This window comes from Pseudomonas sp. H1_G08, from assembly GCF_054681355.1.
The window spans coordinates 806,063-821,979 of sequence record NZ_CP162822.1 but is presented as its reverse complement, the minus strand read 5'-3'; the positions used below and the strand labels follow the sequence as shown (position 1 = coordinate 821,979).

At 58.0% G+C, this 15,917-nt stretch carries 14 protein-coding genes; 12 read left to right on the top strand and 2 right to left on the bottom strand.

Features of this window, described 5'->3' with window-relative positions; translation table 11 throughout:
• Positions 1 to 81 precede the first annotated feature (81 nt).
• Both AB4N85_RS03805 and AB4N85_RS03800 read left to right on the top strand, forming a co-directional pair.
• Entirely contained in the window at positions 82 to 1,035 is a 954-nt protein-coding gene (locus AB4N85_RS03805; protein ID WP_041479390.1) for an alpha/beta hydrolase, read from the top strand.
• Between the two features lie 99 nt (positions 1,036 to 1,134).
• Positions 1,135 to 1,926, top strand: a complete 792-nt coding sequence (locus AB4N85_RS03800) for a hypothetical protein (RefSeq protein ID WP_125918579.1) — start codon at positions 1,135 to 1,137, stop codon at positions 1,924 to 1,926.
• Between the two features lie 134 nt (positions 1,927 to 2,060).
• Here AB4N85_RS03800 and prmB read toward each other — a convergent pair whose 3' ends face one another.
• Positions 2,061 to 2,969, bottom strand: coding sequence for a 50S ribosomal protein L3 N(5)-glutamine methyltransferase (gene prmB, locus AB4N85_RS03795; protein ID WP_236169481.1), 909 nt, complete (start codon positions 2,967 to 2,969; stop codon positions 2,061 to 2,063).
• A 238-nt stretch (positions 2,970 to 3,207) separates the two neighbouring features.
• Here prmB and AB4N85_RS03790 point away from each other — a divergent pair, with 238 nt between their 5' ends.
• The 5 genes from AB4N85_RS03790 (at position 3,208) to AB4N85_RS03770 (ending at position 5,979) form a co-directional block, all read left to right on the top strand.
• On the top strand, positions 3,208 to 3,798 hold the full coding sequence (locus AB4N85_RS03790; RefSeq protein ID WP_016773772.1) for a cysteine hydrolase family protein: 591 nt from the start codon (positions 3,208 to 3,210) through the stop codon (positions 3,796 to 3,798).
• A gap of 131 nt (positions 3,799 to 3,929) precedes the next feature.
• On the top strand, positions 3,930 to 4,250 hold the full coding sequence (locus AB4N85_RS03785) for a hypothetical protein (RefSeq protein ID WP_041479344.1): 321 nt from the start codon (positions 3,930 to 3,932) through the stop codon (positions 4,248 to 4,250).
• A gap of 74 nt (positions 4,251 to 4,324) precedes the next feature.
• Positions 4,325 to 4,882 (top strand): Smr/MutS family protein, encoded by a 558-nt coding sequence (locus tag AB4N85_RS03780; RefSeq protein WP_236169480.1) that lies wholly within the window; start codon positions 4,325 to 4,327, stop codon positions 4,880 to 4,882.
• 77 nt (positions 4,883 to 4,959) lie between these two features.
• On the top strand, positions 4,960 to 5,505 hold the full coding sequence (gene folE, locus AB4N85_RS03775) for a GTP cyclohydrolase I FolE (RefSeq protein ID WP_011062625.1): 546 nt from the start codon (positions 4,960 to 4,962) through the stop codon (positions 5,503 to 5,505).
• A 102-nt stretch (positions 5,506 to 5,607) separates the two neighbouring features.
• A complete protein-coding gene (locus AB4N85_RS03770; protein ID WP_095180792.1) occupies positions 5,608 to 5,979 on the top strand; it encodes a glutathione S-transferase N-terminal domain-containing protein in 372 nt (123 codons plus the stop codon).
• 167 nt (positions 5,980 to 6,146) lie between these two features.
• On the opposite strand, the gene AB4N85_RS03765 is transcribed toward AB4N85_RS03770, so the two are convergent.
• Positions 6,147 to 7,313 (bottom strand): aminotransferase-like domain-containing protein, encoded by a 1,167-nt coding sequence (locus tag AB4N85_RS03765; protein ID WP_252869058.1) that lies wholly within the window; start codon positions 7,311 to 7,313, stop codon positions 6,147 to 6,149.
• A gap of 81 nt (positions 7,314 to 7,394) precedes the next feature.
• Here AB4N85_RS03765 and AB4N85_RS03760 point away from each other — a divergent pair, with 81 nt between their 5' ends.
• The 5 genes from AB4N85_RS03760 to AB4N85_RS03740 all read left to right on the top strand — a co-directional run bounded on the left by AB4N85_RS03760 (position 7,395) and on the right by AB4N85_RS03740 (position 15,845).
• Positions 7,395 to 7,841, top strand: a complete 447-nt coding sequence (locus AB4N85_RS03760) for a MarR family winged helix-turn-helix transcriptional regulator (RefSeq protein WP_076567817.1) — start codon at positions 7,395 to 7,397, stop codon at positions 7,839 to 7,841.
• A 289-nt stretch (positions 7,842 to 8,130) separates the two neighbouring features.
• Positions 8,131 to 9,480 (top strand): NCS2 family permease, encoded by a 1,350-nt coding sequence (locus AB4N85_RS03755; protein WP_024012217.1) that lies wholly within the window; start codon positions 8,131 to 8,133, stop codon positions 9,478 to 9,480.
• Positions 9,481 to 9,565: 85 nt separating this feature from the next.
• Positions 9,566 to 10,195: a LysE family translocator gene (locus tag AB4N85_RS03750; RefSeq protein ID WP_041479336.1), complete on the top strand. Its 630-nt coding sequence runs from the start codon at positions 9,566 to 9,568 to the stop codon at positions 10,193 to 10,195.
• Between the two features lie 193 nt (positions 10,196 to 10,388).
• The gene (locus AB4N85_RS03745; protein WP_460067042.1) at positions 10,389 to 13,910 is read left to right on the top strand and encodes a calcium-binding protein; all 3,522 of its coding nucleotides are present in this window, start codon (positions 10,389 to 10,391) and stop codon (positions 13,908 to 13,910) included.
• 96 nt (positions 13,911 to 14,006) lie between these two features.
• The gene (locus tag AB4N85_RS03740; RefSeq protein WP_252869056.1) at positions 14,007 to 15,845 is read left to right on the top strand and encodes a hypothetical protein; all 1,839 of its coding nucleotides are present in this window, start codon (positions 14,007 to 14,009) and stop codon (positions 15,843 to 15,845) included.
• The last annotated feature ends 72 nt before the right edge of the window (positions 15,846 to 15,917 follow it).

Below are 15,917 nucleotides of genomic sequence, written 5' to 3'. Positions count from 1 at the left end.
ACGCAGGCTAACCGAGTAGTTCATCCTCGAACCTTAGTGGTGCTGGCGAGTCCAACCGGCACCTTGACCAATGATGGCGTGATGATGCTGCGAGTTCTGATCTTGAGTCTTACCCTCTTTACCGGCTTTGCCCAAGCGACAGTCCTACAGCGCCCGGTCACTCTGGACACCGGCAGCGGCGAACTTTTCGGTTCGCTGTTACTGCCCAAGTCCGACAGCCCGGTGCCGATTGTTCTGATGATTTCTGGCTCAGGTCCTACAGATCGCGATGGAAACAACCCCGACGGCGGGCGTAACGACAGCCTCAAGCGCTTGGCCTGGGTGCTGGCCAAACACAACATCGCCAGCGTGCGCTACGACAAGCGTGGCGTTGCGGCAAGCCTGGCGGCCGCTCCCGATGAACGTGATTTGTCTGTAGAAGGCTATGCGGCGGACGCCGTGGCGTGGGGGCAGAAGCTCAAGGCCGATCCGCGTTTCGGCAAACTGATTCTGCTCGGCCACAGCGAAGGCGCGCTGATTGCCAGCCTCGCCGCGCCGAAGCTGGACGCAGCGGCGGTGATCTCGCTGTCCGGCAGCGCGCGCCCGGTCGACCAGGTCATCCGCGAACAGTTGGCGCGCAGCCTGCCGCCACCACTGATGCTGCGCAGCAACGAACTGCTCGACAGCCTCAAGGCCGGCCATACCGATGACAACGTGCCGCAGCCGTTGCAGGTGATCTTTCGCCCGAGCGTGCAGCCGTACCTGATTTCGCTGTTCCGTCAGGACCCGGCGCAGGCCTTTGCCCAGTTGAAAATGCCGGCGCTGATTGTCCAGGGCAGCAACGACATTCAGGTCGGCACCGAGGACGCGAAGCTGCTCAAGGCGGCGAAACCGGACGCGCAACTGACAGTGATCGACGGTATGAATCACGTGCTGCGCATCGTCCACAACGATATGAAGCGGCAATTGGCCTCCTACAAGGACCCGAATTTGCCCCTGGCCGCCGAACTGGGCGCCGCCGTCATCGAATTTATTGACGGAATTCGTGCAAGTTAACTGCGTTTTACCCTCCAGCCTCACAGAAAACGGCCGATAAGCCTTTGTCGCCAGCGCAACGTCTGGCGGCAAGCAGGGCTTGGACAGGATCTCGCCGTTATGACTGAAACCCAGACTTCACCCGACACCAGCGCTGAAAAAGACGCACCGCCAGCGGTCGAACTGCCGTGGGCGGACGTTCAGGCCGAGCACCACAAGATGCTCCGCCTGGCGCCGCTGCAGACCGACCGCAATACCGGCGGCCGGCCGTTGCGCTTTGTCGAATTCGGTTACGCCGAGCGCAACAGCAAAGAGCGCAGCCTGATGCGCATGGCGATCAAGCTGCCCAACCAGCGCGTGCGCAAAGAGCAGAATCATCTTGATGTGTGGGTCGACCACGCGAGCAAACGGGTGAGCTTCGGTCCCGATAGCGGCTTGCAGATTGAACCGCTGAATCGCGGTATCGGCCGCTTCATGGCTGCGCAAGGCATCAATTGGGCGAAAAAGCGCTGGCCCGGCTACACCGTCGACGGCATGGACCTGAACAACAAGGACGCGCTCAACGAAGACACTCGCTTGCGTCGCGACCATTTCCTGCGCGTGCACGGTTTCGATGTGGCTTACGCCGACGCCCAGCATTTGAAAGGCAGCATCAAGGCCGTGCAGGTCGGTGATCTGCTCGGTGACTGGAACAGCGAAAAGCTGCAGATCGTCGAAATTCTTGAAGCCGCGCAGATGCTCCAGCAGGCCGAACAGAACCTGGCCGAGCAGGAAGTGAAACTGAAGAAGCAGGAAGAAAAAGTCAGCAAGTTCAAGCGCGAAGATGCCGGGCTGCGTTTCACCATTACGTGTCTGGTGGCATTTGCGGTGTTTCAGGCGGGGTTGTTGATCTGGATTGCTACGCACCGCTGAGGGCTTGAGCGCGTACTGATCGTTCCCATGCTCTGCGTGGGAATGCAGCCCGGGACGCTCCGCGTCCCAAAAGCGGACGCAGAGCGTCCATTGATGCATTCCCACGCGGAGCGTGGGAACGATCTGTCACAACCTTAGACGCGGGACGCGAACAGGGCCTGATGCGCGCGGCACTGCTCCGCTGTCAGCATGAACACACCATGCCCACCACGCTGGAACTCCAGCCAGGCGAAATCGACTTCCGGGTACAACGCCTCGACGTGCACCTGGCTGTTGCCCACCTCGACAATCAGCAAACCCTTCGCGGTCAGGTGATCCGCCGCTTCGGCGAGCATGCGCCGGACCAGATTCAGACCATCATCACCGCAGGCCAGACCGAGTTCAGGCTCGTGCTGATACTCGTCTGGCATGTCGGCGAAATCTTCCGCGTCGACGTAGGGCGGGTTCGACACGATCAGGTCGAAACGCTGACCCGGTAAGCCGTCGAAACCATCACCCTGCACGGTATAGACGCGCTCATCGACGCCATGGCGCTCGATGTTCTGATTGGCCACTTCCAGCGCCTCGAACGACAGGTCCGCGAGCACTACCTCGGCATTCTGGAATTCGTAAGCGCAAGCAATGCCGATGCAGCCGGAGCCAGTGCACAGGTCGAGAATCCGCGCCGGTTCGTTGCCGATCCACGGCGCAAAGCGGTTTTCGATCAGTTCACCAATCGGCGAACGCGGGATCAACACGCGCGGGTCGACGATGAACGACATGCCGCAGAACCAAGCTTCACCGAGCAGATAGGCGGTCGGAACGCGATCCTCGATGCGGCGCTTGAGCAAGCGCTGCAGATTGACCAGTTCGTCATCTTCCAGCGCGCAATCAAGATAGCTGTCGGCGATTTCCCAAGGCAGGTGCAAAGCGCCCAGTACCAACTGGCGCGCCTCGTCCCAGGCGTTGTCGGTGCCATGACCGAAAAACAGATCCTCCCCATGGAAGCGGCTGACGGCCCAACGGATGTGGTCGCGCAGGGTACGAAGTCGGGAAGTGATCACGGCGTAGAACTCCAGAAAAAACGACTGGCGATTCTAGCAGCCAAAACGCGCGACGACGACGCAGGAAAAACCGCGCGGCAACGGTAGGAGATTTCTTTTTTTGCATCAGGCATTGAACGGAACGTGTAACTTGACAAGGCTGCAGGCCAAGAACGACGGCGCCTACGATGGTAGCGATTCACAGAACCGCTCAGCCAGAGGACAATGTCGCAAAAGCCCCACCCCGAGGAGCCCCAGAATGTCCGTTCCAAAAACGATGTTTCAACTCAGCGGCCGCGGTTACGCAGCGGCCACACTGAGCCATGCCACCGTGGTCATCATCGATGCCCAGAAGGAATACCTCAGTGGCCCGCTGGCCCTGAGCGGCATGGACGCGGCCGTCGCGAACATCAAACAAGTGGTTGCCGCAGCCCGTGCCGCCGGTCGGCCGATCGTGCACGTGCGTCATCTCGGCACCGTGGGTGGCCTGTTCGACCCGCAGGGCGAACGTGGCGAGTTCATCCCTGGTCTGGAACCACAGGGTGATGAAACCATTATCGGCAAACTGCTGCCGAGCGCGTTCCATGGCACCGAACTGCTCGAGCGCCTGCAGAACCTCGGCTCGCTGGACCTGATCGTTTGCGGTTTCATGAGTCACTCCAGCGTCAGCACCACCGTGCGCGCGGCGAAGAATCTCGGTTTCCGCTGCACCCTGGTCGAAGACGCCTGCGCGACACGCGATCTGCCGTTCAAGGGCGGTGTACTCAGCGCCGAACGCGTGCAGGAAGCGGAAATGGCGATCATGGCCGACAACTTCGCCACGCTGGCCAAGACTCAGGACCTGATCTGATCCTGCCCTTGCGAGCGGTGCGTTGGCGCCGCTCATCCGCTATATCCGCTGATTTGCCGCAAATGCCATAGCCTCAGGAACAACCCGGTCAACTCCCGGTCGAAGGGCCGATACCATTGAGGAAGGTCGGAATGAAGTTATCCGATGGATTTGACGCACGCCGTTTGCGGCCCAAAGGCCAAAGCAACTGGCGTTTTCGATTTGGCGCGGCGATCTCGGCCATTCTGGCGACGTTCGGCGTGCTGCTGGCGATGGCCGGGGCAGCCAGCCTGCTCGGCCGCCCGCCGGCGCTGGGTGACCTGAACGCATCACCGCTGGGCTCGGCAATCATGCTCGCCGTCGGCTTGCTGTTTCTGTATTTCGGCGTTGCCCTGTGGCGCCGCTGCCGCCGTCGCGCACGGCAATCGCGGGAACTGAACATGGCCCCGCATCTGATGAAAAAACACGACTGACCCAACGGCCTGGCTTTTTGCCGGGCCGTTTTCTGTCGACTTGGGTAAACTGGCCGCCCTTCGCGGAGGCTGACATGCAAGACGACGATTTTTCTCTGTTCAAAAGTGCGATCCAGGGCGTCAAGCCGATCAAGCACGAACGCGCCGACACCGGCAAACCCAAGGCTGACCGCGCGCAGATTGCCAAGCTGCGTCAGTCCGCCACCGTGCGCAGCGAAACCACCATCATTGACGGCTTGTCCGACCAGTTCGTGATCGACGTCGGCCCGGAAGACGAACTGATGTGGTCCCGCGACGGCGTGCAGGAAAGCCAGATGCGCAAGCTCAAGGTCGGGCAGATCCCGTTCGAAGGCAGCCTCGACCTGCACGGCATGAGCGTGGAAAAGGCCCGGGAAACGCTTTGGGCCTTTCTCGCCGAAGCGACCAAGTTCGAAATCCGCTGCGTACGCGTGACTCATGGCAAGGCTGTGCGCCTCGATGGCAAGCGGCCAATGATCAAAAGCCATGTCAACACCTGGCTGCGCCAGCACGCCCAAGTCCTCGGCTTTTGCTCCTGCCAGGCCCGTCACGGCGGCGCCGGCGCGGTTTATGTGATGCTGAAACGGACGATGATGGAAGGTCGCGACGAATAAAGCCATCACACCGAACTTGCAGGGTTGTGTCCGCCACCGTACCCTTGCCCTTTGCGAAAATCCCCACAGGTAGTTTCATGTCCCTGGAACAGAATTACACCGCGATTCTCGGCCAACTGGGCGAGGACGTCTCCCGCGAGGGCCTGCTCGACACGCCAAAGCGTGCCGCCAAAGCCATGCAGTACCTCTGCCGCGGTTATGCACAGACGCTCGAAGAGGTCACCAATGGTGCCCTGTTCAGCTCCGACAACAGCGAAATGGTGCTGGTCAAGGACATCGAGCTGTATTCGTTGTGCGAACACCACCTGCTGCCGTTCATCGGCAAGGCGCATGTCGCCTATATCCCGAGCGGCAAAGTGCTGGGCCTGTCGAAGGTTGCGCGGATCGTCGATATGTACGCCCGTCGCCTGCAGATTCAGGAAAACCTCAGCCGCCAGATCGCCGATGCGGTGCAACAAGTCACCGGCGCGCTGGGCGTGGCCGTGGTGATCGAAGCCAAGCACATGTGCATGATGATGCGCGGCGTCGAAAAGCAGAATTCGTCGATGATCACTTCGGTGATGCTCGGTGAATTCCGTGAAAACGCGGCAACCCGTAGCGAATTCCTCAGCCTCATCAAGTAATTCGCAACAGAAAAGAGCCGGCGTTGATCGCCGGTTTTTTTTCGCCCGTGAAAAATCGGGTAAGCTGCGCGCCTTCTTCATTTGCACCGTGAGGCTTTCAACGTGTTCGTCAAAGCGCTTCGTGTCGGCCTCGGCCAACTGGTTATCTTCATCGACTTTATTACCCGCCCGGGGAAGAAAAAACGCCCCACCGCTGCTCAGGCGCAAGTCGACGCTGCCGCGAAGGACCTGACGCTGTATCAATTTCACGCCTGCCCGTTCTGCGTGAAAACCCGCCGCGCCCTGCATCGCCTGAATGTGCCGGTGGCGCTGAAAGACGCGAAGAACAACGAGCAGGATCGCCAGACCCTGCTGGAACAGGGTGGCCGAATCAAAGTGCCTTGCCTGCGTATCGAAGAGAACGGACAAACCACCTGGATGTATGAATCCAAGGTGATTATTGATTATCTGGATAAGCGGTTTGCGGCGGTCTGACATTGATGTGCTGTGGCTGATGGCGCCATCGCTGGCAAGCCAGCTCCCACATTGATCTCAGGTTGTAGACAAGAATTGTGGGAGCTGGCTTGCCAGCGATGAGGCCCGTCAAATCATCACAAAACTCAGACAATGATAAACCGGCCCTCCAGCCGGTTTATTGCTTATCAGGCCGCCCTTTCCATCTGCGCCCGCCGCACCACCGCCGCCAACCGCTTCAACCCCTCATCCAGCCGCGCCGGATCGATGTGGCTGAAATTCAGGCGCAAATGCCCATGATGCTTGTCCGGCTCGGGAAAGAACGGCTCACCCGGCATGAACGCCACATCATTGGCCAACGCCTCGTTAAGCAAAGTGCGCGTATCAAGCGGTTGCTTCAGCGTCAGCCAGAAGAACAGCCCGCCCTGGGGCATGTTCCACTCAGCCAGATCGGCAAAATGCTCTTCCAGCGCCAACTGAAACGCATCGCGCCGCTGCCGATAGAAATCCCGCAACTCGCTCAAATGCTGTTGATACTTCTGCGAGCCGATCCATTGCAGCGCCTGCCACTGGCCGATGCGATTGGTGTGCAGATCCGCCGATTGCTTCAGTTTGAGCAGGTGCGGGAACAGATCCGCACTGGCGATCAAGTAACCGACACGCAAACCCGGGAGCAAGGTTTTCGACACGGTGCCGGTGTAGATCCAGCTGGCTTTTTTCAGGCGCGCCGCAATAGGTTTGGCACTGCCACCATCGAAAGTCAGTTCGCGGTATGGCTCGTCTTCGATCAGGGTGACGCCAAATTCATCGAGCAATGCCGCGACCGCTGCGCGCTTGGCCTCGCTGTAGCGCACGGCGGAAGGATTCTGGAACGTCGGGATCAGGTAGATAAACGCCGGGCGATGCTGTTCTAAACGATTACGCAATTGCGCGAGGTTGGGGCCGTCCGCTTCCTGCGGCACGGTCAGGCAGTCGGCGCCAAACAGCTGGAAGATTTGCAGCGCGGCCAGATAAGTCGGCGCCTCCAGCAAAATCTCCGTGCCCTTGTCGATATACAGTTTTGCCGCCAGATCCAGAGTTTGCTGGGAACCACTGACCACCAGCACCTGACTCGCATCGCACTCGAGGCCCAGCGCCCTCGCCTGTGCCGCCAGCGCCTCGCGCAAGGCCGGCTCGCCTTCGCTCATGCCGTACTGCCCCAGCGACAGCGGCATCTCGTCCCACTCCACCTTCGGCAACATCGCCTCAGCGGGCAAGCCGCCGGCGAACGACATGACCTCCGGACGCTGGGCGGCGGCGAGGATTTCTCGGATCAAAGAACTTTTAAGGCGCGAGACACGTTCGGAAAAAGCCATGGAGGTCACCGTAGCAAGGCATGCAGGAAATGAGTCAAACTTGTTGACTGAAATTACGACAGCTTGAGCGAGTACGTCAACATGCTTGACCTTAAGAACCCCTCCACTCAGCAACAGGCCATGGAAGCGTTTTTCTTCGGCTATCAGGCGTTCACTGCCAAGGCGGATGAAATGCTCGAGCGCCGCGGCCTCTCGCGAGTGCATCAACGCATCGTGTTTTTCATCGCGCGCTATCCGAACCTCAGCGTGAAAGAGTTGCTGGCCCTGCTGGGCGTGAGCAAACAGGCGCTAAACATGCCTCTGCGCCAGTTGCAGGAAATGCACCTGGTCGACAGCGTCGCTTCGCAGACGGACAAGCGTAAGCGCCTGCTTGAGTTGACGGCGGAAGGCGCGAAGTTCGAGCAAGCGCTGCGCCGTGAGCAGGTGAAATTGCTCGAGCGGGTGTTTGCCGAGGCTGGGGAAGCGGCGGTGAATGGGTGGTTGGCGGTGAATCTGGCGCTTGGGGGAAGTCAGACGCATCTCGAGTGATAGGACCGCCCTCTTCGCGAGCAGGCTCGCTCCCACATTGGAACGCATTCTCCTCTGGGAGCGAGCCTGCTCGCGTAGCCATCCTGATAGCCATATATCCCTATCGGCAAAAAAATCGCCGACAAAACAAAAAACAATATTTGCTTTATTTGTACACAAAAGCATAATCCACTGCGTGCGAGTTCCTGACTATACGGTCAACAAATTCGCGTATGCCTCAAAGGGCCGCTGCCACCCCTCATGGGTCCGGCCCTGGAAATAACAATAAAACTCTTGAGGAGTACTCGCTGTGGAAAGCCGCAAATCCGAAGCACCGCCGCTCGAGCTCACGCCGCCATTACGCAATGGCCTGCTGGAGCGTCTGTTCAAACTCAGCTTGCATGGCACCACGGTGAAGACCGAGCTGATTGCCGGTCTGACAACCTTCATCACCATGGCTTACATCATTTTCGTCAACCCGAACATCATGGCCGATGCCGGCATCGACCACGGTGCGGCCTTCGTCGCCACCTGCATCGCCGCTGCGCTCGGTTGCCTGTTGATGGGGCTCTATGCCAATTGGCCGGTAGGGCTTGCACCGGGCATGGGCCTCAACGCCTTCTTCACCTACACCGTGGTCGGCACCATGGGCTACAACTGGGAAACCGCCCTCGGCGCGGTGTTCGTCTCGGGCGTGCTGTTCATGTTCCTGACCTTTTCGCGGATCCGCGAGTGGCTGCTCAACAGTATCCCGGTCAGCCTGCGGTTCGCGATGGGCGCCGGTGTCGGTCTGTTTCTGGGCCTGATCGGTCTGAAGACGGCCGGTATCGTCGTCGACAGCCCGGCGACGCTGATCAAGCTGGGTTCGCTGCGTGAACCTGGCCCGCTGCTCGCCGCGATCTGCTTCCTGATGATCGCGATCCTCAGTTACCACCGTGTGTTCGGTGCGATCCTGATCAGCATCATCACCGTCACGCTCGCCGGCTGGGGCCTGGGTCTGGTGCACTACGAGGGCATCATGTCCGCGCCGCCGAGCCTGGCACCGACCTGGATGGCAATGAATGTCGCCGGCGTGTTCAACGTCAGCATGATCAGCGTGGTGCTCGCCTTCCTCTTCGTGCACATGTTCGACACCGCCGGTACGCTGATGGGCGTGGCCCAGCGCGCCAACCTTGTCGCCGCTGACGGTCGCATCGAAAATCTTTCCCGAGCCATGAAGGCTGACAGCGCATCCAGCGTATTCGGCGCCGTGGTGGGGGTTCCACCTGTGACAAGTTACGTGGAAAGTGCCGCTGGCGTGGCCGCTGGTGGTCGGACTGGTCTTACCGCAGTTACCGTGGGTGTGCTATTTATAGCGGCCATGTTTTTCGCACCGCTGGCTGGCATGATTCCCGCTTATGCCACGGCAGGTGCACTGATCTACGTGGCGATGTTGATGATGGGCGGTATGGCCCACATCGAATGGGACGAAGCGACCGACGCCATTCCGGCGATCGTCACGGCGATCATGATGCCGCTGACCTTTTCGGTCGCCGACGGCATCGCGCTGGGCTTCATCACTTACGTCGCGTTGAAGGCTGGCACCGGCAAGTACAAGGAAATTTCCGTCAGCCTGTGGGTGCTCTGCGCGATCTTCATCGCCAAGTTCATCTTCCTGTAAACGCTGCGCGGTTCAGGCTTCAAACCAGCCTCACCCTCAGCGGTGGGGCTTTTGCACATCCCGATAACAACAAAGGAGCAATACGATGAGTCTGGAAACCTGGCTGCTGTTCAGTGGCGCTGCGCTGGTGGTGATCCTGATCCCGGGACCGCTGTCATTGCTGATGATCAGCAACAGTCTGAATTACGGTTTGCGCCGGTCGTACCCCGCGTTCCTGGGTGGCGTGATCGCCTCGATCTGCCTGCTCAGCGCGTCGGCACTTGGCCTCGGCGCATTGCTAATGGCTTCGGAGCAGTTGTTCAGCGCACTGAAAATAGTCGGTGCGCTGTACCTGTTCTACCTCGCCTGGCAGAGCTGGCAGCAGTCGCGGCAGCCATCGACGGGCGCCGAAGTACCTGAGGCTGCACCGGTGCCGCGCTTTCGCACATTGTTCGGACGCGCCTTTGTACTGGGTGCGAGCAATCCGAAGGACATCCTGTTTTTCGCCGCGTTTCTGCCGCAGTTCCTCCGCGCTGAGCAACCTTTTCTGCCGCAATTGCTGATCATGATCGCGACCTGGGTAGTGCTCGATCTGTGCTGCAAGCTGGCCTATGGCCTGGGCGCCCATGGCGCCGCACGTTATCTGCGCAGCGGCAAAGGCCAGAGTTGGTTCAATCGGGTCAGTGCCGGACTATTTGGTGGTGCTGGCGCCGCGTCGTTGCTTGGCAGCCACTGAAAAGCGCCACTATTGATCATCCTGCCGGAACGGACCTCGGGCGGGATGATGTGTTGTTTTGAATCAATTCAACTCGAACAACATTCAATCTTTGATATGCAATAGATAGCAACAACCCCCCGATATACAGCTCTGGAAAAGCCAACGTAATATTCTTCGCCTTAACGACAATTGCCGGAACAAGGAAGTTCTAATGGCCACACTGATAAGCGAAGCAACAGCACAAACCGACCCTTCAATACATGCGGACCTGCAACCTGTTTCCGATACCGTAATAATCATGGATCTGGGCTATGAAGCCAACGAATACAAGCCCTCAACCATTGATCAGAGCCGAACTAACGAAAAATCGAGTCAGTTGCAAATGGTGGACGAAGTGTTCGGCCCCTTGGAAATTGGCGATATTTCAATTACCCGTACCGCACTCGACGGATTAGGCGCGACCATTGATGGTCATCCGTTGAATGGCGAGAACAGTTTCTTTCGCCGCCCCAAACGCTCTTTTATCAATAGCCTGCAGTTCGACGCCAATAAAGTTGAACACTACCTGAAAACTTCAACGGGCAGCGATAGCTACTTGTTGCCCACGCTCCTGTTTGAAATGGCCAGCCAGCGCCCGCTCACCGCTCCCCGGCTCTTGAGGGAGAGTGCTGCAGATACTGTATCCGGCAATTACCGCGACAAACTTGTCAAACTTCTGAGTGCCGCACAGTCGCTTGATCTGCAACACGTGCACGTCCCCAAACATCATCCCCGCTGGGCCGCATTGACCAAAAGTTACGCGACGCTGGGCTCCAGCGTGGGCATCCAGGGCTTCGGCATCTTCATGGGAATTCGCGGCGTTGTCGATGCGATCAAAGCCGAAAACACTGCTGAAATAGCGATAAACAGCGCAGGCATTGTATCGGAGCTGGGCTCCATCGCGGCCGATGTCGCGGTGAGCAAGATAGCCACGCAGATGCTCACAGCCGGGCAAAGTGCTTATCGGGACTTCGCCAAAACCCGCTTTGCACTCAGATTGGGTCGATCGGGAGGGTTGGTCGGCGGCATGCTGACGCTGCCCTTCGACATCTTTACCGCCGTGAGGTCGATGAACGCCGCTCAGAATGCCACCGGCAAAGAAGCGATGGATCATTACGTCAGCGCTGGCCTGAGCATTACCAGTGCAGCCATGACTGTCATCCTCGGGTCCGCCGCTATGGCCGGGTTCTCGTTTGCCGGCCCTGTCGGACTTGCAGCCGGCGCGATCCTCGCCATCGGCTCACAGGTCTACGGTGCGGTGCGTATCGTTGACGATATAGATGACTACATTGAATTGACTGTCGATGAACGGTGGCGTAGCGGTTGGTTTTCGTTCTGCATGATGGAGGTCGATCAAAGCGTTCAAAACCGCTATATCAAGGCAAAGACGCTGTTGCAGCACTCTCTGCAACTGAAAAAGTCCGCCAGAACGCTGCTCGATGGCCCCTTGAAAGAGACCACCGAAGCCATCGTCAACGGCAAGTTCGATGTGCGTCTGAAACCAACGCGGGTCTGGAAACGAAACTGGTGGACCAAACAGGATGCGTGGGAATCGGTCAATGTCCCTGAAGTGGTAGGCACCGATGACATCATTGATGCACGCGCAGGGGTTACAAAAGATACACCCGGCGCGGAGTTGGGGGTCGCCGCAGAGGGCAAGAACGTTCTCTGGTTCATCAGCGAGGGCAACGACTCGATCAAAGGGGTAGAAAAAAAACCCAACACCTTCCATTACAAGTCAGGAAAAAAACAACTTTCGGGCGGCGAAGAAAATGACCAGTTCCTGTTTGAGAACGCAGCGGACTTCCTTGAAAGGGGTCGCCATGTCGCAGATCATTCGACGCTGAGCGGCGGCGCAGGAAATGACACACTGGTACTCGGCGGCAGCTACTCCTCCCGAAATACCAACAGAACTGGCTATGACGTAGATCTGCTGGCTGGAACATTGCAGATCATCACGAGCGATGTCGATGCCGACAATAACCGGATATCTATCCTGCACAGTTTGCTGGACAGCATCGAAAACGTTGAGACAGTCCATCGCGCGGCAAGCGTGGTAACGGGCTCCGCGCAAAACAACATCATCAAATCCCGGGGCTGTGACAGCATTGACGCTGGCGCTGGTGACGACCAGATATTTCTCTCTCACGAAAGAGCAAAAGCGTCGGGAGGCGCCGGCACCGATCAATATTACATTGCGCATGTGGCGGGCCGTTTTTCCATTGTCGATGATGGTGAACAGACCAGCTACATCGTCATGAACTGGCGCAAGGAGTTGATTGAATCCTTTGATATCGAGGGTAACGACCTGGTCATCCGCTCAGGTTTCGAAACGTCTGACCACCTCAAAAACGTGTTGACCATTCATGACGTTTATACGAACACCGAACACACTAGAAAGTTGAGCAACAAAAACCTGGTTTTCGTATCCAGCGATGATTTCCATTTCAGACTTGATCTGCCAGACACAATCCCGGACGGCCACACCGTAGAAATAACCGAAATTTTCCTCAAACGAGGAAAACCGGTAAACCCGATCATTATTTATGCAGCGGAATGCTGGATCCGCCACCGCAAACCCGCTGCCTATTACGTCCCGAGAACCGGCAAGACAACCACTTTTTACGCAGTTTTACGTTCTGATGTCATTACCCGGATATATCTGGATTTCCGCAGCGACGAGCTGACAAAAGCGGAGGCGCATTTTTTCTCGGACAACCCCAAGTCATATCACCTGACTGTTGGTTGCCATCTCGTCTATCACTTCGGCGCGAAAAGCATCAAGCTCAATTATTACTCCGCTGCGCGTAACGAAGACGATCACGACAATATTACGAAGATCCTGCGCACCATGGCTGTTCGTCCGTTCAGCCGTTACGTATTGATCTTCAAGGATGGCGTTGTTGCAGATGCCGAGCTTACAGCGCAAACCGAAATCGCACCTGCCTTTACGGATTTCACGGTATCGCGGGATTGGGTGACCCAGATGACACTGCCGCTCGAGGTTCGCTCTCAGCGCTACTTTCACAATCTGGCTGAAAAAGCAGCTGAACCGATGGGCCGTACAAGAGTTTGCGCAACGCCGATTCGACTGGCCGTGCAAACCGACATGGACAACTACGAAGGAGAAGGTTCGAGTTATCTCATCCACGTACTCCCGGACATGACCATCAAACTCTCGACTCCCGGCGCACTTGCCGATGCCAAAGTTCGCCTGCCCTATTCATCCACTTGGGAACTTGATGCAACGCAGCTCGGCAAGGTCGAAATAAGGCTGGAAGAAAACCGGCTCTCCATCGGCACCACCACTTTTTATCTGCCGGTCTATGGAAGCGAAGATCTGATAGATCAAATCCGCGTTATTACAACCGGTGGAGTTGTGCACACGGTCGATCTGGTCTTTGATCGCATTTATCTGGATGGGCTTGATGCACGTTTTTTCGAAGAGCCCGACGCCTCAAAAGCGCTCCCGCCATATCTTGCCGCATTGGCCAACGACGAAGTCAAAGTCTGGAACGTTATCTGCGTCAACGACGAAACCGCGCGCGTGGGCTACAACCTGGCCGCCCATGGCTGGGTATTGCGTGCCGACAAATCCCGCATCGAAAAGTCTGCGTTAAGAGTAGTGAATCGCTGCAGTCACCAGACCAACATTTTCCGCCCTGTTTCGCTGATGAAAGTGCCTCCCGCGTAATTCGCGGTAACCCGTCAACAAACACCCTTTTTTTATCAGCGTACTGTCTACGCGGCACCCGCACGCGTCTGCGCGCTCTTTTTCCGAGTATTTCCCATGGCCAAATCACCCAAAAAAATCCCGACCATAAAATCGCCCGATTCGCCCGATGCCACACACCCCGGATCACCGCCCCTCGTCAGAAATGTGGGCCTGGACATGCCTGACGCCCTGCTCCTGGGCATCGATTCGCCGGCGATCAGCCAAGCGCCAGCCACCTCTGCCGCAGCCAACGCAGTGCCCACGGTCAGCCTTCAAGCGTTGCCAGATGCAGCGCATGATTTCAGCGCCACTCGGAACGCAATCGCCTGGCCGCAAGAGCGTTTCCACGAATTGGTGCCGGTGACGCAGAACGATGGCTTGTTCACTGGACCGGATCAGCGCACCTACGCTCAAATCGCCAATGAAGGCCAGTTTGTCGTCGAGCAGGACGGGCAAGGCAACTACCATGTGCCACTGACCTTCGCGCCCGGCGTGCCCGGCCTGCCTCTGACGCGAACCGAGGGTCAGGCGATCTGGCAAATCCAGCGGCCCGAGAGGCCCTCCAACCGGCCTGCGTCCGCCACGCCACACTTGCCCTCATACATCTCGCCGGCCGACGCCATGACGTTGACCAAGCCGGAAATGGCGACAGAAGGCCTTCGTTACAACAGACTCAGGCAGACCTTCGTAACCACGGTAGACGGCACCGTCATGGTGCGCAAAAACCAGGACGGTGAATATCAACAAGCGTTTGCCTCAACGACCAATGCACCCGACGTTTTCTTCGAGCAAATCCCCGGCACCGTGTTCTGGCGGCGGAAAACGCCCGGGACGAAGCCATCAGGTACCAAGCCCGAAGCCAGCCAGTCCGACAACGCAGTCCCCGGCCCGAGCAAGCGTCCACGACTTGCCGAGGCCACAGAAACGCTAACCGCGCCGAAAGCCACGACTCCGCCTGAGGAGCTGACCCCATATTTCTGGCTGCCCTGGGGGCACCTGAACAAACCTGTGCACATCGAATCGGTACAGCTTGGCTGGCTGCATTATCCAATCGTCCCTGTCGGCTCGAACACGACACCCAAAGTGTATTTCGTATGTCATCCCGAGTTTGTCCCGACAGATTTCAATACTTTCGAAAGCATGCTGATAAACATGCCCGAGCGACAGCCGGTAGCGACTTTTCGCATCGGCAGTGATCCGGGTGAGGTCCATCCGGGCAAACGCTTTTTTGAAGAGCCGATATCAACGTCCGTCGCTCGCGCGTTCCCCGATTTCTCTGAAGCAACAGCAAGGGCCGTCGCCCGCAGGTTGTTCGAACTCGCCGATCACTCCGAGACGATTACCGGCACCGGATTGATCAATGTCCAGGCCGTTCTGCATCAGTGGAAACAACTGCCGTTTTCCACAGCTCCCGATTTTGCCGACCCGCTGAACATGCTGGCCGTTGCGCCGGACATCGACCTGGGAAGCAAACGGCTTATTCCGATGCCTTCCCAGACCGACAGCGAATTGCAACGCCTGAGCTTCGATCCGCAGCATTTCCCCTCTGCCTGGAATCATTACAAGACCTATCCCTCGGATCTGAATCTGCGGCGATTGCTCGGCGCGTTGCTGGTCGGCTGTGGTTACGAGCTGTTTCCACTGACTTATGAGCACAGAATGCCGACGCTGGTCTTCAAACGAGCCGGTCACGATCAGATCTTCTTTTTGAAACTGGGCGCGATCAGTCAGGCCGGCCTGACTCATGTGCCTGGCAACGAACTGACGGAACCTGGCTTGCCCGCCAGAATCGGTCAGGACGCCTTCAAGGCACTGACCGATGCAGCCGCGCAGAACAAAGTGGTATGGCTGATCGGGGGCGTATTGAAGGTCGCGTCCACGCCAGATTCGGTATTCATTATCCGCGAGCGCTGAGCAGCTACCCGCCTGCACCGGCAGATGAGCTGTAAACAGGCATAAAAAAAGCCCGCAGTGTGAGCGGGCGAA